A 19908-nucleotide genomic window follows, 5' to 3' on the forward strand; every position below is an offset into this window, starting at 1 on the left:
TTTCTATGCTTGTTTACGGTTTTTCCATTTAGCGTACAGGTCGACTACCGTGTCGCCGATGTCACGTATTTGTGCCACCTGTTCATTTTCTTTCGTACGCTTTTGATTTTCATGAAGCGTTTCGGTAGCTACAGCACGCGTCGCTATGTGATATTTTCCTACGGCTTCTTTGGAGCCCTTGAGCGTATTCGTAAGCTCCTGGATCGTCTCCATATCCCGGTTGACGGAATCGTTAATAACCTCCAGGCGCTGGGTCAGTGTTTCCGACTCATTAATCAGGCCGTCTGTTTTCTTTTGAATCCGTTCCATTGTTTCATTGATGGTCTTCATCTGGGAAGATGCTGCTTTAACAGCCTGAACAACACCGATAACTAACCAGACAAGTGCCAAAACAATGATAGCGATACTCACATACAAAATAGCAATCATCTGTCCGGCTCCTTCCTTACTTGCGATATTTTCCTAAATGCCTTTTCCCGTTTTTATTTTATTGTATGTACTGAATTTGTATTTTTTCTCAACTTTTTACGTTCAGGTAGGCCTGTACCTTTTCCCTGCATTCTTTAATTACTTCTTCAAGCGGCTGTCCGGCATCGATTTTTTTAATACGGTCCGGGTATTTCTCCGCTAGCGTCATATACGCTTCATGTACCCTCGTATGAAAACGCGCTGCTTCATTATCCAGGCGGTTCCATTCCCTTGCTTCGGCCCGCTGAATTCTTGCTATCCCTTCCTCAGGATCTACATCAAGCAGCAGCGTAAGATCAGGCATACGTCCTTCAATCGCAAATTCATTTACAGCTGCCACTTCATCTATGCCAAGACCCCTGGCTGCCCCCTGGTAGGCGAGGCTGCTGTCCACAAAACGATCGCAGAGCACCACAGCTCCTTCGTCCAAAGCCGGAAAAACCCGCTCCACTAAGTGCTGGCGTCTCGCTGCGGCGTATAACAGTGCCTCTGTGCGCGCATCCATCTCTGAATATTCCGGATCAAGCACCAGACTCCGGATTTTTTCAGCAATCGGGATACCTCCGGGCTCCCGCGTTTTTAACACCTTGAACCCCTCTTCCTGCAGCCACTTTTCGAGAGCTGTAATAATTGTAGACTTTCCGGACCCTTCTCCTCCTTCCAACGTAATGAACTTCCCTTTATTCGTGTCCTGCATATGACTCTATCCTTTCTTCCTATGTTTTACTTTTACTAAAAAGCGGCTATCTTTTTGACTGCCACCCTGCAGACGCCCCCCGTTCTGCAGAAGGTCAAGGGCATAGCGAATTCTTCCGGCATCCACGTATTCTCCTTCAAGCCAGAGAGGGATTCCCGGGGGATAGGGCACCAGCGGCGCTGCTGCAATTCTTCCCTCTGCGCTTTCAAGCATGATCCATTCTTCTTCGCCGGGTTCTTCTTTCCAGACGCCTTCGGAGAGACGGGGAAACAATTCAAACATGGAAAAGGACTGGCCCATGCTCCCGTGCCGGGGTTCAAGCCCTTCCCATACTTTCTTGACTGCATTTAATGGAATGTTGATATGTTCACTGGTCAGGGGCAGAGTCCACAGCAGGTAGCTGCTGCCGGCAAGCTCTGAATAGATGTGCTCCTGCTCGAGGGCTTCCTGCACCTCCCATCCTGTATACCCTTCAGGCACCGGCACTATCCATTTTAACGGATCCGCATCTACGTGCTCTGGCGGCTGTATCAGCCTGCTGCCGATGACCGCTTCAAGCTGCTGCTTTTGAGCGGAAAGCTGTTCGGGGCTCCACCCCTCATGCTGTATTGTATGTACGTAGTGACGGGCCGCATCGAGTGAAGCGAGCAGCAGATATGAAGGACTGCTCGACTGCAGCATCCCCAGATAATAGGATAGACGTTCACGGGAAACCCGGGAGCCGGACACATGCAGATACGCACTCATCGTGAGAGCCGGCAGCATTTTATGCGCGGACTGGACGACCACATCCGCCCCCTGGGCGAGAGCCTCCTTCGGAAGCAGCGGGCTTGCCGCAAAGTGGGCTCCGTGGGCTTCATCCACCAGCAATACTCCTTCATGCCCGTGTACGAACTCTGCAAGAGAGGATATATCACTGCTCCATCCTTCATACGAAGGAGAAGTGATGACCGCCCCTTTTAACGAGGGATAACGACTCCACGCATCCACCAGTATTTCCCGGGAAATACCGATGGAAAGCTGCGTATATTCATCGATTTCCGGCCGTGCAAATACCGCCCGGACACCGGCAAGCTTCAACGCATTCATCACTGATTTGTGAGCATCGCGCTGCACGAGCACCTCGTCTCCCGGAGAAAAGGCGGCCATCACCATCGCAAGGTTCCCCGTCGTAGAACCGTTAATTAGAAACCACGTTTTTTCGGCCCCAAACACTTCCGCCGCTAAATGCTCCGCTTCTGCAATTCCTTCTTCAGGCTGATGAAGATCATCGAGCCCGGTGATTTCTGTCAGGTCGTAAGGAAATATGTTTTTCCATTCCTGTAGCGACGCCGGGAAAACAGTGCCGCTTTTATGCCCGGGCACGTGAAAGGAGACCGGCCGGCCGGCCATATGCTGCTGCACCATGCGAACTATAGGCTGCTCCTGTTGGCAAACCATGACAACCACTCTCCCTTTTCGCCTCTATTTTTTATCTTAACATGAAAATTTGGCTGTTCTTTCTCTTTTTTTACTCGTGCTATACTATTCAATGATTGAGATATTAAAGGAGAGATGCCTGATGAAAAGCATTGCTGTATTTTGCGGCTCCCGCCTTGGAGGCGATCCTATATATAAAGATTCAGCAGCAGCTCTTGGCAGAGAAATAGCCTCCTCCGGGTGCACCCTGGTCTATGGCGGCTCCAATGTAGGAACGATGGGCCGCCTCGCAGATGCTGCGCTCGAAGCCGGCGGTGAAGTGATAGGAGTTATACCGGATAAACTCGTTGAACGGGAGATTGCCCATCCTTCCTTGAGTAAGCTTTATAAAGTATCTACGATGCATGAGCGAAAAGCCAAAATGGCCGAACTGGCTGATGGATTCATAGCGCTGCCGGGCGGGCCCGGGACCCTTGAAGAGTTTTTTGAAATGTTTACATGGGCTCAGATCGGCGTGCACCAAAAACCGTGTGCGCTTTTAAACATTCATCACTATTATGATCACCTGCTTCAATTTTTCAACCATATGGAACAGGAGCAGTTTCTCCCTGCCGACCACCGCGATAAAATTATCGTTTCTGACTCTCCGGAAGAGCTTCTTCAGCAGCTCAGCGAAAATCCGGAGCTCGAAAAGAAGTCCTACGAGTAACAGGCATAAAGCTGTGCCTGTGCTCTTTTTTTATTCATTATTACTCCAGCCGGGTAAACGCTTTGCGGAGCACCTTATTTTTCGTTATGATAATAATAATTAAACAAACTATGCGGAGGAACCTATGCGAAAAAAAGTGTTTATACATATCGGTTTTCATAAGACAGCCACTACGTTTCTACAGCAGAATGTCTATCCCAAACTAAAACAGGAAATCAAATACATACGAAAAAAGCGCATCGATCAGGAGCTGTATGATTTGCGGCTGAAACGGCTGAGCGATGAAAATATTTATACCATCCGCACAAATATTGAAGCATTTATGCACCCGGACAAGCCCGTGCTTATTTCCTATGAAGGCCTCTCCGGCAGTCCATTTTCCCAAAAAAAATCAAAAAACAATCTAAAGGTGCTTGAAGACCTCCGCCGCACTTTTCCGGCAGATACGTATGATACCCATATTATCGTCGGTGTACGGGATCAAATTGACCTGCTGACCTCTCTCTACGTTCAATATCTCCATCAGGGCGGATACAAGAGTGCCAAGGCTTTGTTTAAAGACTGGGAGGACCACGGCATTCTGGATCATTATCACTATTACCGCTATCTCCAAAAAATAGAAGAGCTTTTCGGAGCGGATAACTATTACCTGCTGCAGTATGAAAACTTCCGCAATGATGAATACGGTCAAATTTTGCAGCTGCTTCAGTATATGGGCATCGATCGTGTGCCAAAATACAACCGCTCAAAGCTGAACCGCAGCTACGGAGTCATGCAGGCGGTAATCGCCCGCAAGTTGAATTATTTCTTTAAAACACCGCTGAATCCAAATGGTAAAATTCCCGTTGTCGACATACCGAAGATTGGTATTGTATCCCCGCGGCGACTGCTGCAGAATAACGCGAGCTTTGCCCTTCATTATAAAAGGTACTCGCTCCCTGTGAATCTTCAAAAAGTGCTGCAGCTGAAATACCAGAAAGATAATGAAAAGCTTGCCGAAGCCTATCACATTAAGGATTATTCCAAAAGCTAACCGAAGAGCCTGGGCTCTTCGGTTATTTTTCAATCAGGGCGAGCGTATAGCGGCTTTTGCTCCCAGGTTCATAAAGATTCACCGTATCTGTGGAATACTGCAAAATCTCCGCCCGAAATGGTTCTGCTGCCCCCGCCTGCACATTAAAGTCATTTTCGTACAATAATACCGTCACATCGTGATACTCCTCATGAGTAACCTGAAACGTAAATTCAACGAGCCGTTTTCCCTCTTCCGTGCGATCGTTTCTTAACAATGCCTCTTCCTGAAACGCACGGCTATTAATATAAATCATTTTTTTCCTCCTTTTGTTCTCTGCTTCATTCTGCCCCATAAAACCTTCCGTTACAATAATTACGCCCAGTTCTTGCCCCGCCAGTTTAAGCCTGCCCTCCTGGTGGTACGGTAAGGAAAGGCTTTGTATAACTACGTATCACCAAGCTGCAAAGAGAGGGGTAAAACATATGAACACCATCAAATCCTATGCCAAAGAACTCATGGGCGAATTTAAAAAGGACGATGTCCCGTTACTAGCCGCCGCCCAATCCTACTATTACCTGCTTTCCATTTTTCCAATGATGATTTTAATACTTACCATTCTCCCCCTTCTTAATATTGATTCCCAGGCCGTCGTCACGCTTGTGCAGAATACGGCCCCAAGCGGCATGACCTCTGTGCTCGAGGAAAACATTCTGAGTATCGTTGAAACCCCAAGGGGCGGACTTTTCACCATCGGCCTGATCGGCGCATTGTGGTCGGCTTCAAATGGGATCAACGCCTTCATTAATGCTTCTAACACTGCATATGATATTGAAGAAACGCGCTCCTTCATTAAAGTCCGGGGCCTTTCCATTGCGCTGACGCTCGGCATGATTATTGCACTTGCTGCCGCTCTTATTCTCCCTATATTCGGCAACCTGATCATTGATTTTATCAGCTCTGTCGTCAGCCTCCCGCCTCAGACCGAGCTGCTTTTTCAAATTCTCCGGTGGGTCGTCGCCCTGACTATAATGTCTGCTGTGCTTCTCGTACTGTATCGTTTTGCTCCAAACAAAAAATTGAAATGGAAGGAGATTCTGCCGGGCGCTATCACAGCCGCGGTGCTGTGGCAGCTGATATCTCTCGCTTTTTCCTTTTATGTCAGCAACTTCGGCAACTACTCTGCCACCTACGGAAGCCTTGGAGGTATTATTATTCTAATGCTTTGGTTCTTCCTGACCGGCATGATTTTAATGATCGGTGCTGAACTGAACGTTATTTATCACCGCCGGCGCGGGCAGGACAAATCTTCCACACCTCCGGACACAAGGGAAGAAACTTAAGCCCGTATAAACCCGGACTGTTCATTTTTTTCTAAAAGCTTATTTAAAAAAGGAAGGCTCCTGGCGGATAGGAGCCTTCCTTTTTGCTTTGATCAGCTGGTTCCTGTCGACTGACTGCTGCTGCTTTCCTGTAAAAACTGCATTCCTACCCACGTTTTACGGCCCCGCTGCTGAATCCACTGGGTACGCGCGTAGTTATCGGGAAAATGATCCTCCCTCCCGGAAATATAGACAATATCTCCCGGCTGAATGCTTTTGACGTTTTTCACCTGCACCCGGCAGCCGCTCATGCTGTAGTCCTTGACTACCGCTTCATAAATAACGTTGTTTACTTTTACAGTTGCCGACATATTCACCTGTTCCCGGACAGCCATCCGTTTTGCCTGGGCCGGCTGTTTTTCCGTGCCCCTGAAAAACTTCAGAAAGGCTCTTCCAAGCGAAGAACGCTCGTAAATACGTTTCGTATAAATATCGGTCATTTCCAAAAACATGACCTGGATTAAACTCCGGTACTGTTCCAAGGTCACATTTTGAAATTTACCTCCGGCAGCAGCCATGGCCTCTGCCTCGCCGCCCACCCACAGCTTATGCACGTGGAGGCGGTTAATCGGGCCGGCGCTGAGCGTAAAGTGTTCTTCATGTGAAAGCCAGGATTTTGCTTCCGGGTGTGCTACTTCAAAACGCACCCCGGTTTCACTAAGATCCAGCACCTTGCACGGAAGCGTTCTCCCCCCGGCTGACACAGTACCTTCCAGGTCTACTTTGTGCCGTTCAGCTCCGCGAAAACGCGGACGCTCCACTGAAACCATTAATGCCAGTACAAGAGCTACAGCGTTATAAAGGATCCAGAAAATATTAATGTACAGTACGTCTTCGTTTTGAAAAAATGTTAGAGACGTGGCGAAATGCAGCACCACTCTCGCCAGTGCGATAAAGGTGAGCGCAAGCAGCACCAAATACGGAATACTGACCCTCCACAAAAACTGACGGCGGTCATTTTGGATCCCCTTGGCTGTGACATTAAACTTGATGTTTTTCCGCATAAACGCTTCCGTAATTACCGAGACTGCCATGTACGGGGCCATGGCTACTTCATAAACATGGCTCCAGAGCACGGTCCGTTTTTGGTCGGACATTAACCGGAAGGCCAGCTGGGATGAAAGAAAGGCCGGCAGCCAGTAAAGCACAAGCGTTTCAAAATCTGCGTTCAGGCTGTAAATCGAAAAAATCAAAAACAACAGCGGTGCCAGCAGGAAAATCATTTTATAAACGCCGAAGAACCAGTAGTTGATACCATCCATATACAGCAGCCGCTGCATAAAGGAGAGGCCTTTGATTTTCATGGGATTCCATTTCCGGGTGACCTGAATATTGCCCCGGCACCAGCGGTCTCTCTGTTTTAAAAGGTCGGCATATGTTTCCGGTGCGAGCCCGACGGCGAGGGTTTCGTTTACAAATACCGTCTTTTGATCCCCGGTTTGAAGCAGCATTCCAGTCGCCATATCTTCAGTAATCACTCCAGTGGCAAATCCGCCGATATCCTCGAGCGATTTTCTGCGGAACAGGGCGTTACTGCCCACATACATAGTAGCGTTAAAGCGGTCTTTTCCTTCTTCAAGCCGGCGCATGAAAAAATCCTGCTCGTTAGTGATGTTGTCTTCAAAAAACAAATTGTACTGAAAAGGATCTGCATTATAAAATACCTGCGGTGCCTGGACGAACGAAACTTTTTCGTCCGTGAACTGTCCGACGGTGCGCTCGAGGAATTCGGCTTTCGGCACCATGTCAGCATCCATCGTAACGACTATTTCTCCGTCGGTTTTTGTTAACGCATCATTCAAATTGCCAGCCTTGGCGTGTTCGTTGCCGGGACGGGAAATGTAGCCTACACCTAGGCTTTCTGCAAGACGGCGCACAGACTCTCTTTTTCCGTCATCGCAGACGTACACCCTAAGCAGCTCTTCAGGATAGCGCATCATTGTGCATGCAGTCATGGTTCGCTTCAGAAGATCTTCCGGTTCGTTGTATGTGGCGATAAACACATCGACTGTAGGCAGGCTTTCCAGCTCTGAGAGCGGAATATGTTTTCGTTTGAATGGTTTCCAGGATAAAATCGTAAACATGATTGCCTGGAAATAGCCCATTATTTCTGTGGCCAACAGCAGGATTCCTGCGATAAAGCTGATGATGCCCAGTGTAGGAATCGTTTCGGCCGCTCTCCAGAAAAGATAGACAGCATTGACGATAAGAAAAAGGGAGAGCAGTATGTGCCGGGACCATGTCCATTTTTTTGCTGAAAAATACAGCAGCATTAGTACAATTATCTCTGCTGCTACAATATACAAGAATGTGTCATTCATGCCCTGCCCTCCTGTCAAAGTATATGGTTAAAAATAAATGTTCGTTTCATGCGGTCATATGCAGGCTTCACTTCCCAGCTGCTGTCAAACAGCAGCGGCTCCCCGCTTTCTGATTCCTGCTCGGTGACCCAGCTTTCTGCATCACCAACTCCCCAGACGGTAAGGCCGCTGCAGGACTCCTCTTCCATACAGATGCTCGTTACATCTGCATAAATATCTGCCTGCCTCTCCAGACGTTCCTCTCGGGGAGAATCCAGATTTTGCAGCTTTACATCCATTTCGGTTACGGCAGTCTCAAAATCAGCCGTTCCCCAACGCTTAAAATTCTCCTGCATCTTTTCCCGGGAAAATCTCGGATCGGCAGCATCAATATGGGTCTGCATGCCAATACCATCAATCGGTACGCCCTCGTTTTTCCAGCTGTTTAAGGCTTCAAACATAGCATCCGTTTTTTCATTTTTCATTTCATTTCCGTAATCATTGTAGTAGAGCTTTGCTTCGGGAGCCGCTTCGCGTGCCCATTCGAAGGCAAGAGGAATATATTCCGGCCCTATGTACTCCAACCAGATTGTTTCTTTGTAGCTTCCGTCGTCGTTCCAGGCTTCGTTAACGACGTCCCATTCCTGTACGCGTCCGCTATAGTGCCCGGCCATGGTCTGCACATGATCCTTCAGCACTGCTTTAGCGCTTTGTTCATCCACTACCTCTTCATGAACCCAACCAGGAAGCGCTTCGCCCCATACCAGCGGGTGGCCTCGGACCTTCATATCATTTTGTTCAGCAGTCTCTACAATTTCATCTGCTTTTTGAAAGCTGTAATTGCCCGGTTCAGGCTGTACGGCTTCCATCTTCATCTCGTTTTCCACCGTGACACTGCTGAATTCTTCAACGAGCAGATCTTTATACTTTTCATTGTCTGAAAGCGGATCCCAGCGCACCGAAGCACCTATATAGTGCCCGGAATTCTCCGCGTTTGTACCAAGTGAAGCGTTTGATTTCACTGCAAACCACCCTCCTGCCCCTGCCATAAGTAAGATCAGAAGCCCGGCTGTTACAAAAAAGACCTTCTTCAAAACAGCATTTTCTCCTTTTGTGCATTGTCATTATAAAGGCTGAATTTATAACTTTTTTTTCCAATTACGTATGTATTTATACTTAATGATATCATTATTTCGATGCGTTAAGAAGCTTTAACCCACACTTTTCCATTGATAATTTCCATCTGTTTCTATATCCGTAAATTTAAAACGGGAAGCAAATTATGTTGAACTGCGAAGCTTTTATGTATAAAAACTCTTTGTTTTTAAAGATTTTTGCTTAAAAAACCTGTATTCCTGCCTGATTTATGCTTATAGTGTAACTAGTAAAATTAAGACTGCAGCTGTAATAAGGAGGACCATATATGCTCGCTTTTGAACGAAGAGAAAAGATTCTATCCACCCTCTACAGTGATAAAAAAGTATTCGTCGCTCCCCTCGCTTCAACGTTTAACGTTACTGAGGAAACGATTCGCCGTGACCTGGAAAAGCTTGAACGTGAAGGCATTGTTACCCGTAATTACGGAGGAGCCACGCTCAATGAACGCACGAGTGAAGACCTTCCATACCAGACAAGAAATACGATTAATCTGGAAGAAAAAAGAATCATTGCGCAGCTCGCTCCGCCGCTTATCAAGGACGGCTCTTCCATTATGGCCGACACGAGTTCCACGGTCTATGAGGCACTGCAGGTGCTTCAGCAGTCCAAGGATCATCTCACCATTATTACAAACAGCGTATCTATTCTTCAGGACTTTGCATTTTCATCCTTTGACGTATTTTCTACCGGAGGAAGCCTTCGGAAAAACTCGCGCTCTCTGGTGGGACCTTCAGCCATTCGTTCAGTACAGCAGTACAACGTAGATGCAGCTGTTGTCAGCTGTAAAGGTATTTCCATGACGCAGGGCATCATGGATACGAATGAGCCGGAAGCTGATTTAAAGCAGTACATGCAGAATCAGGCCCGGCAGGTTATTCTGCTTGTTGACCATACAAAGTTCGGAGCTGTCTCCCTGGTCAAAACATTTCCTTTTGAGCAGGTGGATTGCCTGGTAACCAACAAAAAACCAACGGATGAGTGGCTCGATTTTTTCGGGCAGCATGATATCAATGTTATTTTTCCTTCATAATAAAGCTCTGTCTCTCTGCTGTGGCTGCAGGGATGACAGAGCTTTGATTTAAGAGCTGGTAAGGTGCTGCACAACATCTTCAGCCATTTGATGGGTTTCCCAGGCCTGTTCATACATATATTCCGGTATAATGTCCTGTTCCACAAAGGCCAGAAAGGTTGTAATAATAGTTTCAAAGCCGCGCTTTTTCAGCGTGGATTCCCAGTCGTTTTCTCCCTGGTGCCAAATGTCTTTATTTTTATGCACACTGACATCCCGGACATTACTTACCGTCAGCGTCTGCTCCTGGTTCATCACGTCTACACGTTCCAGGGAGGTGCCGGCTTCGCGGTTCATAATACCGAGCGCTGTCACATTTGGTGACTCAAGCTGAAGCGTCACATGGTGCAAGAGATCATATTCTCCTTTACCGCTCACCGTCATGTTCTCAATTGTTTCCGGGAACAAATACAAAATCGTATCAATCACATGAATAAAGTCGTCAAACACAAACGTGCGTGCATCCACTGCCTGATGACCCCGATGCTTTTGAACGATAATCATATTCGTGTCCTCTGCTTCCATCAGCTTTTGATAGGAAGGTGCATGCCGGCGGTTAAAGCCTGTCATTAACAGCAGCCGCTTCTCCTTGGCTTTGGTAAGCAGCCGCTGGGCAGATTCGGCGTGGTACGTAATAGGCTTGTCCACATACACGTGGATGCCCATGTCGAGCAGCGCATCAATAATAGGCTCATGCGCTACGGTCGCTGTATGCACAAATGCTGCTTTCATACCGCAGCTCAGCCACTCGTCCATCTGCTGATACGTGTGAGGTATCGTATACGTATCAGCAATTTCTTTTAACGTGTCCGGGTTTCTTGTATACACGTGCAGTTCTACATCTTTTAAGTTGCTTAAAATGGGGAGATACGCTTTTTTCGCAATGTCCCCGATGCCAATCATTCCTATTTTCATGGTGTCCCCTCCCGGGCCTGAGTTCATCAAGATAACGGTTTCAAAACCAACAGAACAATTTTGAATACCTTCTTTTCTCAGAATACCATAAATTGTTTCTTCACCGTTTTTCCAGCAGATTATTTATAGTAATTTTCTTTCTGTTCTGCTATTTTCTGTACTTCAGCACGAATTTGCTGGTAAGCAAGCCGCCCGCCCAGACACAGCAGATCATCTTCTTTGCTGTAGGGTGTGCGGCTGGTTAAATGATCAATCTGTTTGTCCAGATAAGCGGAGAGCATAGCGAGTTCTTCGTTTTTCACAACTCTTCCCACCCTTTTTGTACGGAAAGGATCCGGTCAAAGGAAATATTATAATAACTGCCCTGCTCGTCCTTCCAGTGAATAAGCCGCTTAATGTGATCAATATACGTGCACGTCCCTGTCGTTTCTACATCATTTTCTTCGTTTTTCCAGCGCAGTCTCAATTCATACTTTTCTGCCCAGGCTTTACGGAGAAGGCGTTCCTTCTGTTTCCAGTCCTCCGTTTCTTTTTCCCATTCCGCCGCTATCATACGGGCGATTGTTTTTTGTTCTTCATTCATCAGCCTCACATCCCTTCAAAGAGAAGTATATTACTTCCATTATACAAGAACGTACGTTCGAGAAAAGGATATTTTTTTCCTGGTTTTCTAACTGAACAGAAAAAACCGCTCTTTGTAAGCATTTCTGTAGGCAGAAAAAAATTTTTTCTTCATACTGGACATAGCGTATTTTAAAGGAGGAAAAGCATGCAGGTAGATATTTGGTTTGATGTAATGTGCCCGTTTTGCTATTTAGGAAAACGGCGCTTTGAGACCGCTTTGGAAAACATGTCTTTCAGGCACCAGGTGCAGGTGGTCTATCACAGCTTTCAGCTGAACCCGGAGATGCCAAAAAATCCGGCTTCGGACATTCATACCTTTCTCTCTGAACAAAAAGGCATGGACCGGGAGCAGGTGCTTGCGTTTCACCGGCAGCTCACCGATCAGGCGAAGGATATTGGTTTGGAATACAACATGGACACAGCAGTACCGGCTAATTCCTTCGACGCCCACCGGCTGCTGCAGTTCGCCACAGAACGCGGTAAAAACAACCGCATGACTGAGCGCCTTCTGCGCGCATATTTTACCGAATCCAAAAACATTGCAGATATCGACACCCTTGCCGCACTCGCAGGAGATGTCGGCCTTGTGGAGGAGGAAACGAAAGAGCTGCTCGAGCTGGATGCCTACACCCCCAGCGTACAGAAAGATTTACAGGAAGCTTCCTATATAGGAATTGACGGAGTTCCTTTTTATGTATTCGATGAAACGTACACCCTCTCCGGTGCCCAGCCGGCAGAAACATTTGAACAGGCACTGCAGCAGGTTTGGGATGAAAAGCAGCAGGCATAGCAGGAGAAGCTCTTCCTTTCCGGAAGGGCTTTTTGTATAAAGATAGGACGAAAGTAAAGCTTAATACGCCTGCGCACAGGGAAACTTATTCCCATAATTGTAATATAGGAGGCCTGCGCCATGCTTGCTGTTAAAGTGAATCGTGCGCTCCATAAACTAAACAAACATGCAGCCCCTGCTGCCAAAACTGCTTTGAAAAGAAACGAACCGGTCGTAGTGCATTTAACCAGCACTCAGGAGCGGAAAGTAAAGGACTCTCTTTATTTTCTTGAAGAGGAACAATTAATTTACTGTGCCAGATTAGAAGAACAAACCACTACAGACCCCCGAATAAACACGACGCTCGAGCTCATCCCCCTTCCCAGGCTGTTTAACGTTTTAGATTAATAAAAAAAGCCTCCCCGGGATACGGGAAGGAGCATAGAGGGGTCCCCTGTCCAGCGGGATGAACCTGGGGGGATCAACACCTCCTATATTAAGCCCTTAATGTAACGCTTGTGTGAAGAACCTGTTAACGTTTTGTTATTTTCTTTGGACCTGCTGCTTTTTGCCTGTAAGCACCACAAAACAAAAAATCATGATACCAATTCCAATCGCCCCGGCGAGCCAAAGAGCATTTAACAGTGCGAGCACGGTAAACATAAAGGTAAGCAGAACATATAAAGCAGCAGTGCGCGGCTGCCAATAAGCCGACACGTCAAACAACCTCCCCTGAAAGTGAAGAACCAAATACATAATCGTATGCAGAAGAAAGCCAATAATAAACCATCCCTGGAAATTCGAAAACGGAATATCATAATACCAGCCGCCTTCATTCCATATCCAGTACCCCTGCACCAGATAGTTCACAGGGTCGAGTACAAAATCAATTCCGGTGACTAAAAGTGCTCCCAGCAGCACATAAAGAATAAACGATACCCATCCACGCAGGCGTGGAAGCATGCCCAGAATATAAAGCATTAACGCATGTGACCCAGAAACGATGGCCACCCAGGCTGCTCCAATCGTCAGCGGCACCCCTAGAACCATCGCCCCGAAATCAGAAGCATATTCATAGCTTCCAAAAAAGAGATTCAGCTGCACACCGATCCCTTCAAGAAACATCGAAAGCAGAAAAATAACGGCAGTCAGCCCGCCTCCGGTTTTCCCCCCGTAAGACCGAATCAGAAAAAAAGCACCAATTACTCCGGTTAAATACAGAAAAACAGCGTTTGCCCATTCCAGCCATACCGGGAGCAAATCAAACGTCAGCAGCACGATGCCGCATATGTACCAAAAGATAAAAAAACGAAATAAACCTATGTCGAACGGTAAGTTTCTCATGGCCCCTCCTGAAGTTACAGACTATTAATGGATGCCCCTGTCTATTTCCCGGGTAATACTTGTTTTAACTGTATTTTATAAAAAAAACAGAAAACCCCGAAGGATTTTCTGCCTGTAACTAATATTATCTCTATATTTTAAAATAGTTGACCTCCTGTTGAAGGTCCTCTGCCATGGAAGCGAGCGTTTCGGCCGCAGAGGATATTTCCTGCATCGAGGCGAGCTGCTCCTGCGTGGACGCCGCCACCTCTTCGGAGGAAGCCGCGTTTTCCTGGGCGATCGAAGAGATATCAGAAGCCGAATGCGAAATACGCTCAACGCTTCCGGCCATGCTCCGGATCGTTCCAGTCACTTCTTCGATCTTTGGAGCCATATGCTCCATGCTGTCAAGAATCTGCTGAAACTGTTTAGAGGTGTCCTCGGATACGGTCAGCCCCTGCTCTGCATTTTTTGATACGCCCTCCATTTGAATTACAGACTGCTCTGCATCATTTTGAATGCTTTTAATCAGCGTACCAATCTGTTCTGCCGAAGTGGAGGACTGCTCAGCAAGCTTTCGCACCTCTTCCGCGACGACGGCAAAGCCCTTTCCCTGTTCTCCGGCCCGTGCTGCTTCAATGGCTGCGTTTAAAGCAAGCAGGTTAGTCTGACTCGCAATGCCGGTAATAACCTCAAGAATGCCGCCAATTTCCTTGGAGCGGTCCGACAAAGCCTGAATCACCTGATTGGAGGCAGTAACAGATTGATGGATATCCTGCATCTGGGAGAGATTGCTTTCTACATACCTGCTGCCTTCGCGGGCCCTTTCTGCTGTTTCAGCTGACAGCTGAAGCACGTTGTCCGTCCGTTCCTCAATTTTTTTCACTCCGCCGGTCACTTCTTCAAGCGCGGCGCTATTATGTTCAATTTTTTCCGTCTGTCTTTCTGCTCCGCTTGCCACCTGTTCGGTAGCGACAGCTACTTCGCTTGTCGCCTGCGAGGTCTGCTCCGAGCTTGCTTTCAGCTGCTCTGACGATGAACTCATATGCTCCACAGACGCAGAAAGCTTAGTGAGAATGCCCCGTAGAGATTCCACCATATGGTTAAAGCTTGCGGCGAGTGCTCCAATTTCATCGTTGCTGTTTACTTCCACCTGCCCGGTCAGATCACCGCGGCTGATTTTTTCAGCAGAAGCCTGAAGACGCTGGATCGGCTTTAAAATATTTTTTACGATAAAGTAGACAAACAGAAGGCCCCCAAGGAGTGCAGCGGCAATGACGATACCGGTTCTCCAGAGAATCGGCGCTGCTGCTTCCTGAAACTCGCTTGTATACATCGTGCCGCCGACCGTCCAGCCGGTTGTTTCATTCTTTATAAATTCCATTTCCTTTGCTTCCCCATTCAGCGTGTACGAAAAATGGCCGTCACTCTTACCGTCGATTTGGCTGTAGACGTTTTCTTCCATAGGTTCTCCAGGTTCTGCGTTAGGGTTAACCATATAATTGCCCTGCGTATCCGCCAATACAACATATCCTTCTTTACCAATGGCCGCTCCTGCTGTCAGAGACTCCAGGGAGGATAAATCGTAGTCAATAGCCATTACCCCCGAGCCGTCATCCAGCTGCTGGGTAATCGTTACGATCTGGGCTTCTGTTGCTGCATCTACATAAACATCAGTAAGTACTGCCTCACCCCCGGCTTCGACTGCTTCCTGGAACCATGGACGTTCGGTTGGATCATAATCCTCCGGCAGCTCCCCCTGATCCGATGCAAACAGTGTTTCTCCTTCATTCGAGCCCGTGTAGATGGAAATAACCTTGCCATGTGTTTGAATATAGTCATTAAAGGTGTTGAGCATACGTTCTTCGGCTTCAGGATCGGTAAATGACTCTTCGGTGACGAGGCCGGCGTAATGGCTGATATCAGCAATTCTTGCATTCATTTCTTCATCCACCTGTTGGTTAATAAGACCAACGCTTTCCCCGGCATTGCTATTCATCTGGCTCCTGACTTCATTTTTGGCAGACGTGTAGGAGCTGAAGCCGATAATAATACTTGGCACCAGCAGTACGAGTAAAAACGAGATGTATAATTTTTTTCGCAGCGTTAATGATTGCAGCATAGGCATCCTCTTTTCTAAAATATATTTTTCTATGTAATAGGCCCTCTACTATTATCTATCGGTTCATTTTTGCAATTCTTTGTTCTCCAAGCTGTTTTTATTTTGCATTGGCATAAAAAAATCCTCTCCATATAAATTCAGGAGAGGAAAACATTTTATTGATATTCAAGCTGTACACTGTTCAGCGAAGCAAAAACGCCGTTTTTACGGATTAACTCTTCATACGTCCCCTGCTCAGCAATACGGCCGCCGGTCACCACCACGATATTATCGGCATGCCGGATCGTCGCAAGCCGGTGGGCGATTACAATCGTCGTCCGGTTCTCCGCCAGCTGGGTCAACGACTGCTGAATCAGTGCCTCGGTTTCCGTATCGAGCGCTGAGGTCGCTTCATCCAAAATTAAAATCGGCGGGTTCTTCAAGAAAGCCCGGGCAATTGCAATCCGCTGCTTCTGGCCCCCGGAAAGCTTTAACCCCCGCTGGCCGATTTCTGTTTCATACCCATCCGGAAGCTCCTCTACGAACCCGTCCAGGTTCGCCAGCCGGGCAGCTTCTTCAATCTCTTCCTCCTCAGCCGTCAATCGCCCGTAAGCGATGTTTTCCTTCAACGTGCCGTTAAACAAAAACACATCCTGCTGCACCATGCCGATCTGGGAACGAAGGGATGCCTTTGTCATCTTCCGGATGTCTATACCGTTAATTGTCACAGCACCGGCGTCCACGTCGTAAAAGCGCGGAATCAGCGAGCTGATCGTCGTCTTCCCGGCCCCGGAAGAGCCGACAAAGGCAACTGTTTTTCCAGCTTGTACCGTTACGTTCATGTCCCGGAGCACCGGCTGGCTTTTATGGTACCCAAATGTGACACCTTCAAGCCTGATGTCACCTGTAAGCACCGGAGCTTCTACTGCATCAGGGTGGTCGACAATATCTTTTTCTGCATCTGTCATTTGCACGAACCGTTTAAAGCCGGCCATGCCCTTCGGATACAGCTCTAAAATCGCACTGATTTTTTCTATCGGTTTGAAGAGCACGTTCACGTACAAAATAAAGCCGACGAACTCACCGTTTGTAATGGCACCTGTGTAAACGAGCCACGCACCGTAAACAAGCACTGCCAGAATCATAAGACGGGTCGTTAAGAAAATAGTCGCCGTAGTGTGTCCCATCGTACGGTAGCCCGAGAGCTTAGCCCGCCGGTAGCGATTGTTGTTTTTGGCAAACCGGTCGATTTCAAAGGCTTCGTTTGTAAAGGACTGTACTACACGCGCCCCTGAGACGCTGTCCTCCACCCGGGCGTTCACGTCGCCGATTTCTGCGTACATTTTTGTCCACGCTTTGTTCATTTGAATATTCGTATAGGTAATAAGCGCAATCAGAAATGGCACAAACACAAGAGCAACAAGGGCAAGCTGCGGATTAATCGAAAACATAATCGTAAAAGCGCCCGCAAACGTCATAACGGCAATAAATAAATCCTCCGGCCCGTGATGGGCAAGCTCTCCAATATCAAACAAATCGTTAGTGATACGGCTGATAATGTGGCCGGTTTTCGTATTATCAAAAAATCGGTATGACTGGCCCTGAACGCTCTTAAACAGCTCCCGCCGCATATCCGTTTCAATATTAATGCCAAGCTTGTGCCCCAGATAATTGACGATGTACTGCAGGTAGGCACTGAATAAATAGATGGCAAGCAGGCCGGCTGAGACCCACACGACGAGGTTCCAATCCTCCTGGGGAAGCAGGGAATCAATAAACCACTGGACAACAAGCGGAAAGACCAGATCCAGGGCTGCAACAGCGATCGCGCTGAAAAAATCGATGAAAAACAGCTGTTTATGAGGAAGGTAATAGGAATAAAAACGTTTAAGCATCAGGGTCTCCTCTTCTAATCAAATTCACGTTGAAATACTTCTTTTATTGTATAGAAATGCTGATGAAATTCAATCATTTTCTACCTGGTTATTTCCATATAATGCAAATAACCATGAAATAATATGAAAACAGGCGCTTATCGGTATGGAAAGCAAATATTAGCTAAAAAACAGCATTAATTATCGGTATTCTTTTTTGTGTTTAATAGACAAACAAAGGAAATATGTTAATATAGATACACTGAATGCCATCAGGTATGTTGACCTTCCCGAAAACTTCCTAAGCTTCAGTATACAGCTGTAGAAGCTGTTTTCTTTGTATATGCGGCGCTGTACGCCAAAAAGCCTGAAAGCATTGCTGCTTCCAGGCTCTTTTTTTGACTTTATTTAGACGGCTGTTTTTCTAAAGCTGCATTGTCATCTCGTTCATGTGGCATGAGAAGCGGCTTTGGAACAGCCTTTTTCTTTGTAGCTTCAGAAACCACAAATATAAGAATAAACGCGATAATAACGATCACCGTACGGAAGGGGAAAAGCACAATCCCGTCTTCAATCATTGGGTACGGAAGAAAGACCGGCAGGCCGATCGCCGGTTCTCCGCCGCCAAGGCGCAAAAAGACAGATACAACAAATGCTGTCAGGGAACCATACACGTTCGCATTTTTATAAAACAGAGCCATGGTCAGCTGCGGGAATAAAATACAAAAAATCAAATCCGACGCAAGGTACCACAGAGTATATACACTTCCAACATTTAAAGCAATCAGGGTAGAAGCCGCCCCGATAATCACAATCGAGGTCTTGATCACCTTTTTCAGTTCATCGTTGGAGGCTTTCGGACGAAGCAGCGGGCGGTATATGTTCCATGAAGCCATCGAGGATGCGGACAGAATCGAGGAGTCCATGGAAGACATAACGGCTGCTGCAAGAGCCCCGAGGCCAATCGCCGCTACCCATCCCGGCGTCAGATGCTGGAGCACCTCCGGCAGTACCATGGCCGCTGTTTCCGGTGCTGAAGTACCAAAGGACGCCCAGTCGACATTATAGCCGATTATACCAATAAGAACGGCTGGGACAGCCGCAATAATACATACTACACCGGCAATGATCGAAAACCACATAGCGGTTTTTTCATCTTTAGCGGAGAGCACGCGCTGGAAATACACCTGCCAGGCAATGCCGCCGAAAATTAATAGAAAGGCATAGTCCCACCAGTTCCAGAAATAGTTGCCCCATTCCGGATGATTCCACCCGTCAAGTGGCGGAAAAAGGTTCGCATAGGTGCCAAGATCCGCCTGATAACCATTCCAGTTTACGCTCAGGCTGTCGGTGCTGCCAAAGGCAAACGGCAGCACAAGAAACAAACCACCCAACAGCAGAATCATCTGTAAAAGATCTGTATAGGCAACCGCCCACATGCCGCCAAATACGGTGTAGGCAATCGCAATAATGGCTGAAATAACAATCGACGTCGTAAAATTGATCCCTAAAATAGTACCGAACGTCGTGCCTAGTGCTGTCAGAATCGCGCCGCTCCAGAACATTTCCCCCAGGAGCGCCGGAAGATAAAGCAGACCGCCCATTTTCTTGCCAAACCGCTGCTCGAGCGGATCAATAATGGTTTTAAATTCGTAGCGGCGCATTTTTCTCGCATAAAAAATACCGCCGATAATGAGACTGAGGGCATAACCCCACGGGGCCTGAGCCCATACAAGGCCGTCAGCATATGTTGATTCTGCGGTCCCGTTAATATAACCGCCTCCTACCCAGGTGGCGGCCATCGTGAAAATCATGATAACAAGCGGCAGACTCCGTTTAGCCACCATCATGTCATCGAGAGAATCAGACTTTTTAGCGGCAAAATAGGCCCCGACATAGTACATCAAAGCATAGAAAACAAGCATGGCAATAAAGCCGCTCCACATCACTTCGTCACCAGTGGCAATTATGTAAATCAGTACTGCTGCTACCAAAAGGACAAACCCTAGACTCTTTAATAAGTTTAAATTTTTCTCGATCACGAGCAACACCTCTATTTTTTATAAAATTCTAAATATTTCGAAAACA

19 protein-coding genes are annotated in these 19908 nt (G+C 47.2%); 6 read left to right on the plus strand and 13 right to left on the minus strand.

From position 1 onward, the window contains the following. Positions 1-3: 3 nt before the first annotated feature. The 3 genes from ACTRXG_RS07610 to ACTRXG_RS07620 form a co-directional block, all read right to left on the minus strand. On the minus strand, positions 4-429 hold the full coding sequence (locus ACTRXG_RS07610; RefSeq protein ID WP_022792890.1) for a DUF948 domain-containing protein: 426 nt from the start codon (positions 427-429) through the stop codon (positions 4-6). 88 nt (positions 430-517) lie between these two features. Beyond that, the gene (tmk, locus tag ACTRXG_RS07615) at positions 518-1165 is read right to left on the minus strand and encodes a dTMP kinase (RefSeq protein ID WP_474284504.1); all 648 of its coding nucleotides are present in this window, start codon (positions 1163-1165) and stop codon (positions 518-520) included. A gap of 6 nt (positions 1166-1171) precedes the next feature. Further along, complete coding sequence (locus ACTRXG_RS07620; protein WP_474284505.1) at positions 1172-2605, minus strand: aminotransferase class I/II-fold pyridoxal phosphate-dependent enzyme; 1434 nt, start codon at positions 2603-2605, stop codon at positions 1172-1174. 121 nt (positions 2606-2726) lie between these two features. Here ACTRXG_RS07620 and ACTRXG_RS07625 point away from each other — a divergent pair, with 121 nt between their 5' ends. Together ACTRXG_RS07625 and ACTRXG_RS07630 are read left to right on the plus strand one after the other, a co-directional pair. Beyond that, positions 2727-3293 (plus strand): LOG family protein, encoded by a 567-nt coding sequence (locus ACTRXG_RS07625; protein ID WP_474284506.1) that lies wholly within the window; start codon positions 2727-2729, stop codon positions 3291-3293. 124 nt (positions 3294-3417) lie between these two features. Further along, positions 3418-4326, plus strand: coding sequence for a sulfotransferase (locus tag ACTRXG_RS07630; RefSeq protein WP_474284507.1), 909 nt, complete (start codon positions 3418-3420; stop codon positions 4324-4326). Between the two features lie 22 nt (positions 4327-4348). On the opposite strand, the gene ACTRXG_RS07635 is transcribed toward ACTRXG_RS07630, so the two are convergent. Beyond that, the gene (locus tag ACTRXG_RS07635) at positions 4349-4621 is read right to left on the minus strand and encodes a DUF3219 family protein (RefSeq protein WP_474284508.1); all 273 of its coding nucleotides are present in this window, start codon (positions 4619-4621) and stop codon (positions 4349-4351) included. A gap of 169 nt (positions 4622-4790) precedes the next feature. Here ACTRXG_RS07635 and ACTRXG_RS07640 point away from each other — a divergent pair, with 169 nt between their 5' ends. Further along, positions 4791-5648, plus strand: coding sequence for a YihY/virulence factor BrkB family protein (locus ACTRXG_RS07640; protein WP_474284509.1), 858 nt, complete (start codon positions 4791-4793; stop codon positions 5646-5648). A 92-nt stretch (positions 5649-5740) separates the two neighbouring features. On the opposite strand, the gene ACTRXG_RS07645 is transcribed toward ACTRXG_RS07640, so the two are convergent. Continuing rightward, positions 5741-8008, minus strand: coding sequence for a glycosyltransferase (locus ACTRXG_RS07645; protein ID WP_474284510.1), 2268 nt, complete (start codon positions 8006-8008; stop codon positions 5741-5743). A 14-nt stretch (positions 8009-8022) separates the two neighbouring features. Continuing rightward, the gene (locus ACTRXG_RS07650) at positions 8023-9009 is read right to left on the minus strand and encodes an endo-1,4-beta-xylanase (protein ID WP_474284511.1); all 987 of its coding nucleotides are present in this window, start codon (positions 9007-9009) and stop codon (positions 8023-8025) included. 401 nt (positions 9010-9410) lie between these two features. On the opposite strand from ACTRXG_RS07650, the gene ACTRXG_RS07655 reads away from it, so the two are divergent. Then, positions 9411-10175: a DeoR/GlpR family DNA-binding transcription regulator gene (locus ACTRXG_RS07655; RefSeq protein WP_474261189.1), complete on the plus strand. Its 765-nt coding sequence runs from the start codon at positions 9411-9413 to the stop codon at positions 10173-10175. Between the two features lie 48 nt (positions 10176-10223). Here the strand turns inward: ACTRXG_RS07655 and ACTRXG_RS07660 are convergent, their stop codons facing one another. From ACTRXG_RS07660 to ACTRXG_RS07670, 3 genes are all read right to left on the minus strand, one after another. Continuing rightward, entirely contained in the window at positions 10224-11129 is a 906-nt protein-coding gene (locus tag ACTRXG_RS07660; protein WP_474261190.1) for a Gfo/Idh/MocA family protein, read from the minus strand. Between the two features lie 119 nt (positions 11130-11248). After that, on the minus strand, positions 11249-11431 hold the full coding sequence (locus tag ACTRXG_RS07665) for a hypothetical protein (RefSeq protein ID WP_474261191.1): 183 nt from the start codon (positions 11429-11431) through the stop codon (positions 11249-11251). Beyond that, the gene (locus ACTRXG_RS07670) at positions 11428-11712 is read right to left on the minus strand and encodes a YolD-like family protein (protein WP_474284512.1); all 285 of its coding nucleotides are present in this window, start codon (positions 11710-11712) and stop codon (positions 11428-11430) included. Before ACTRXG_RS07670 ends, ACTRXG_RS07665 begins: the two co-directional genes overlap by 4 nt. Before the next feature lie 186 nt (positions 11713-11898). On the opposite strand from ACTRXG_RS07670, the gene ACTRXG_RS07675 reads away from it, so the two are divergent. After that, entirely contained in the window at positions 11899-12543 is a 645-nt protein-coding gene (locus ACTRXG_RS07675; protein WP_474261193.1) for a DsbA family oxidoreductase, read from the plus strand. Between the two features lie 120 nt (positions 12544-12663). After that, on the plus strand, positions 12664-12930 hold the full coding sequence (locus tag ACTRXG_RS07680; protein ID WP_474284513.1) for a hypothetical protein: 267 nt from the start codon (positions 12664-12666) through the stop codon (positions 12928-12930). A 135-nt stretch (positions 12931-13065) separates the two neighbouring features. On the opposite strand, the gene ACTRXG_RS07685 is transcribed toward ACTRXG_RS07680, so the two are convergent. From ACTRXG_RS07685 to ACTRXG_RS07700, 4 genes are all read right to left on the minus strand, one after another. Beyond that, complete coding sequence (locus tag ACTRXG_RS07685; protein ID WP_474282224.1) at positions 13066-13866, minus strand: carotenoid biosynthesis protein; 801 nt, start codon at positions 13864-13866, stop codon at positions 13066-13068. Between the two features lie 130 nt (positions 13867-13996). Continuing rightward, entirely contained in the window at positions 13997-15967 is a 1971-nt protein-coding gene (locus ACTRXG_RS07690; RefSeq protein WP_474284514.1) for a methyl-accepting chemotaxis protein, read from the minus strand. A 155-nt stretch (positions 15968-16122) separates the two neighbouring features. Further along, positions 16123-17841, minus strand: a complete 1719-nt coding sequence (locus tag ACTRXG_RS07695; RefSeq protein ID WP_474284515.1) for an ABC transporter ATP-binding protein — start codon at positions 17839-17841, stop codon at positions 16123-16125. Positions 17842-18224: 383 nt separating this feature from the next. Beyond that, on the minus strand, positions 18225-19862 hold the full coding sequence (locus ACTRXG_RS07700; RefSeq protein WP_474284516.1) for a high affinity choline transporter 1: 1638 nt from the start codon (positions 19860-19862) through the stop codon (positions 18225-18227). Between the last annotated feature and the right edge of the window lie 46 nt (positions 19863-19908).

It is taken from the genome of Marinococcus sp. LNSP9103-4, assembly GCF_056034345.1.

Excerpts from the sequence above, each read along its gene's own strand:
- ACTRXG_RS07610 (WP_022792890.1), bottom strand. The coding sequence starts at position 429 with ATGATTGCTATTTTGTATGTGAGTATCGCTATCATTGTTTTGGCACTT.
- tmk (WP_474284504.1), bottom strand. The coding sequence starts at position 1,165 with ATGCAGGACACGAATAAAGGGAAGTTCATTACGTTGGAAGGAGGAGAA.
- ACTRXG_RS07620 (WP_474284505.1), bottom strand. The coding sequence starts at position 2,605 with ATGGTTTGCCAACAGGAGCAGCCTATAGTTCGCATGGTGCAGCAGCAT.
- ACTRXG_RS07625 (WP_474284506.1), top strand. The coding sequence starts at position 2,727 with ATGAAAAGCATTGCTGTATTTTGCGGCTCCCGCCTTGGAGGCGATCCT.
- ACTRXG_RS07630 (WP_474284507.1), top strand. The coding sequence starts at position 3,418 with ATGCGAAAAAAAGTGTTTATACATATCGGTTTTCATAAGACAGCCACT.
- ACTRXG_RS07635 (WP_474284508.1), bottom strand. The coding sequence starts at position 4,621 with ATGATTTATATTAATAGCCGTGCGTTTCAGGAAGAGGCATTGTTAAGA.
- ACTRXG_RS07640 (WP_474284509.1), top strand. The coding sequence starts at position 4,791 with ATGAACACCATCAAATCCTATGCCAAAGAACTCATGGGCGAATTTAAA.
- ACTRXG_RS07645 (WP_474284510.1), bottom strand. The coding sequence starts at position 8,008 with ATGAATGACACATTCTTGTATATTGTAGCAGCAGAGATAATTGTACTA.
- ACTRXG_RS07655 (WP_474261189.1), top strand. The coding sequence starts at position 9,411 with ATGCTCGCTTTTGAACGAAGAGAAAAGATTCTATCCACCCTCTACAGT.
- ACTRXG_RS07660 (WP_474261190.1), bottom strand. The coding sequence starts at position 11,129 with ATGAAAATAGGAATGATTGGCATCGGGGACATTGCGAAAAAAGCGTAT.
- ACTRXG_RS07670 (WP_474284512.1), bottom strand. The coding sequence starts at position 11,712 with ATGAATGAAGAACAAAAAACAATCGCCCGTATGATAGCGGCGGAATGG.
- ACTRXG_RS07675 (WP_474261193.1), top strand. The coding sequence starts at position 11,899 with ATGCAGGTAGATATTTGGTTTGATGTAATGTGCCCGTTTTGCTATTTA.
- ACTRXG_RS07680 (WP_474284513.1), top strand. The coding sequence starts at position 12,664 with ATGCTTGCTGTTAAAGTGAATCGTGCGCTCCATAAACTAAACAAACAT.
- ACTRXG_RS07685 (WP_474282224.1), bottom strand. The coding sequence starts at position 13,866 with ATGAGAAACTTACCGTTCGACATAGGTTTATTTCGTTTTTTTATCTTT.
- ACTRXG_RS07690 (WP_474284514.1), bottom strand. The coding sequence starts at position 15,967 with ATGCTGCAATCATTAACGCTGCGAAAAAAATTATACATCTCGTTTTTA.
- ACTRXG_RS07695 (WP_474284515.1), bottom strand. The coding sequence starts at position 17,841 with ATGCTTAAACGTTTTTATTCCTATTACCTTCCTCATAAACAGCTGTTT.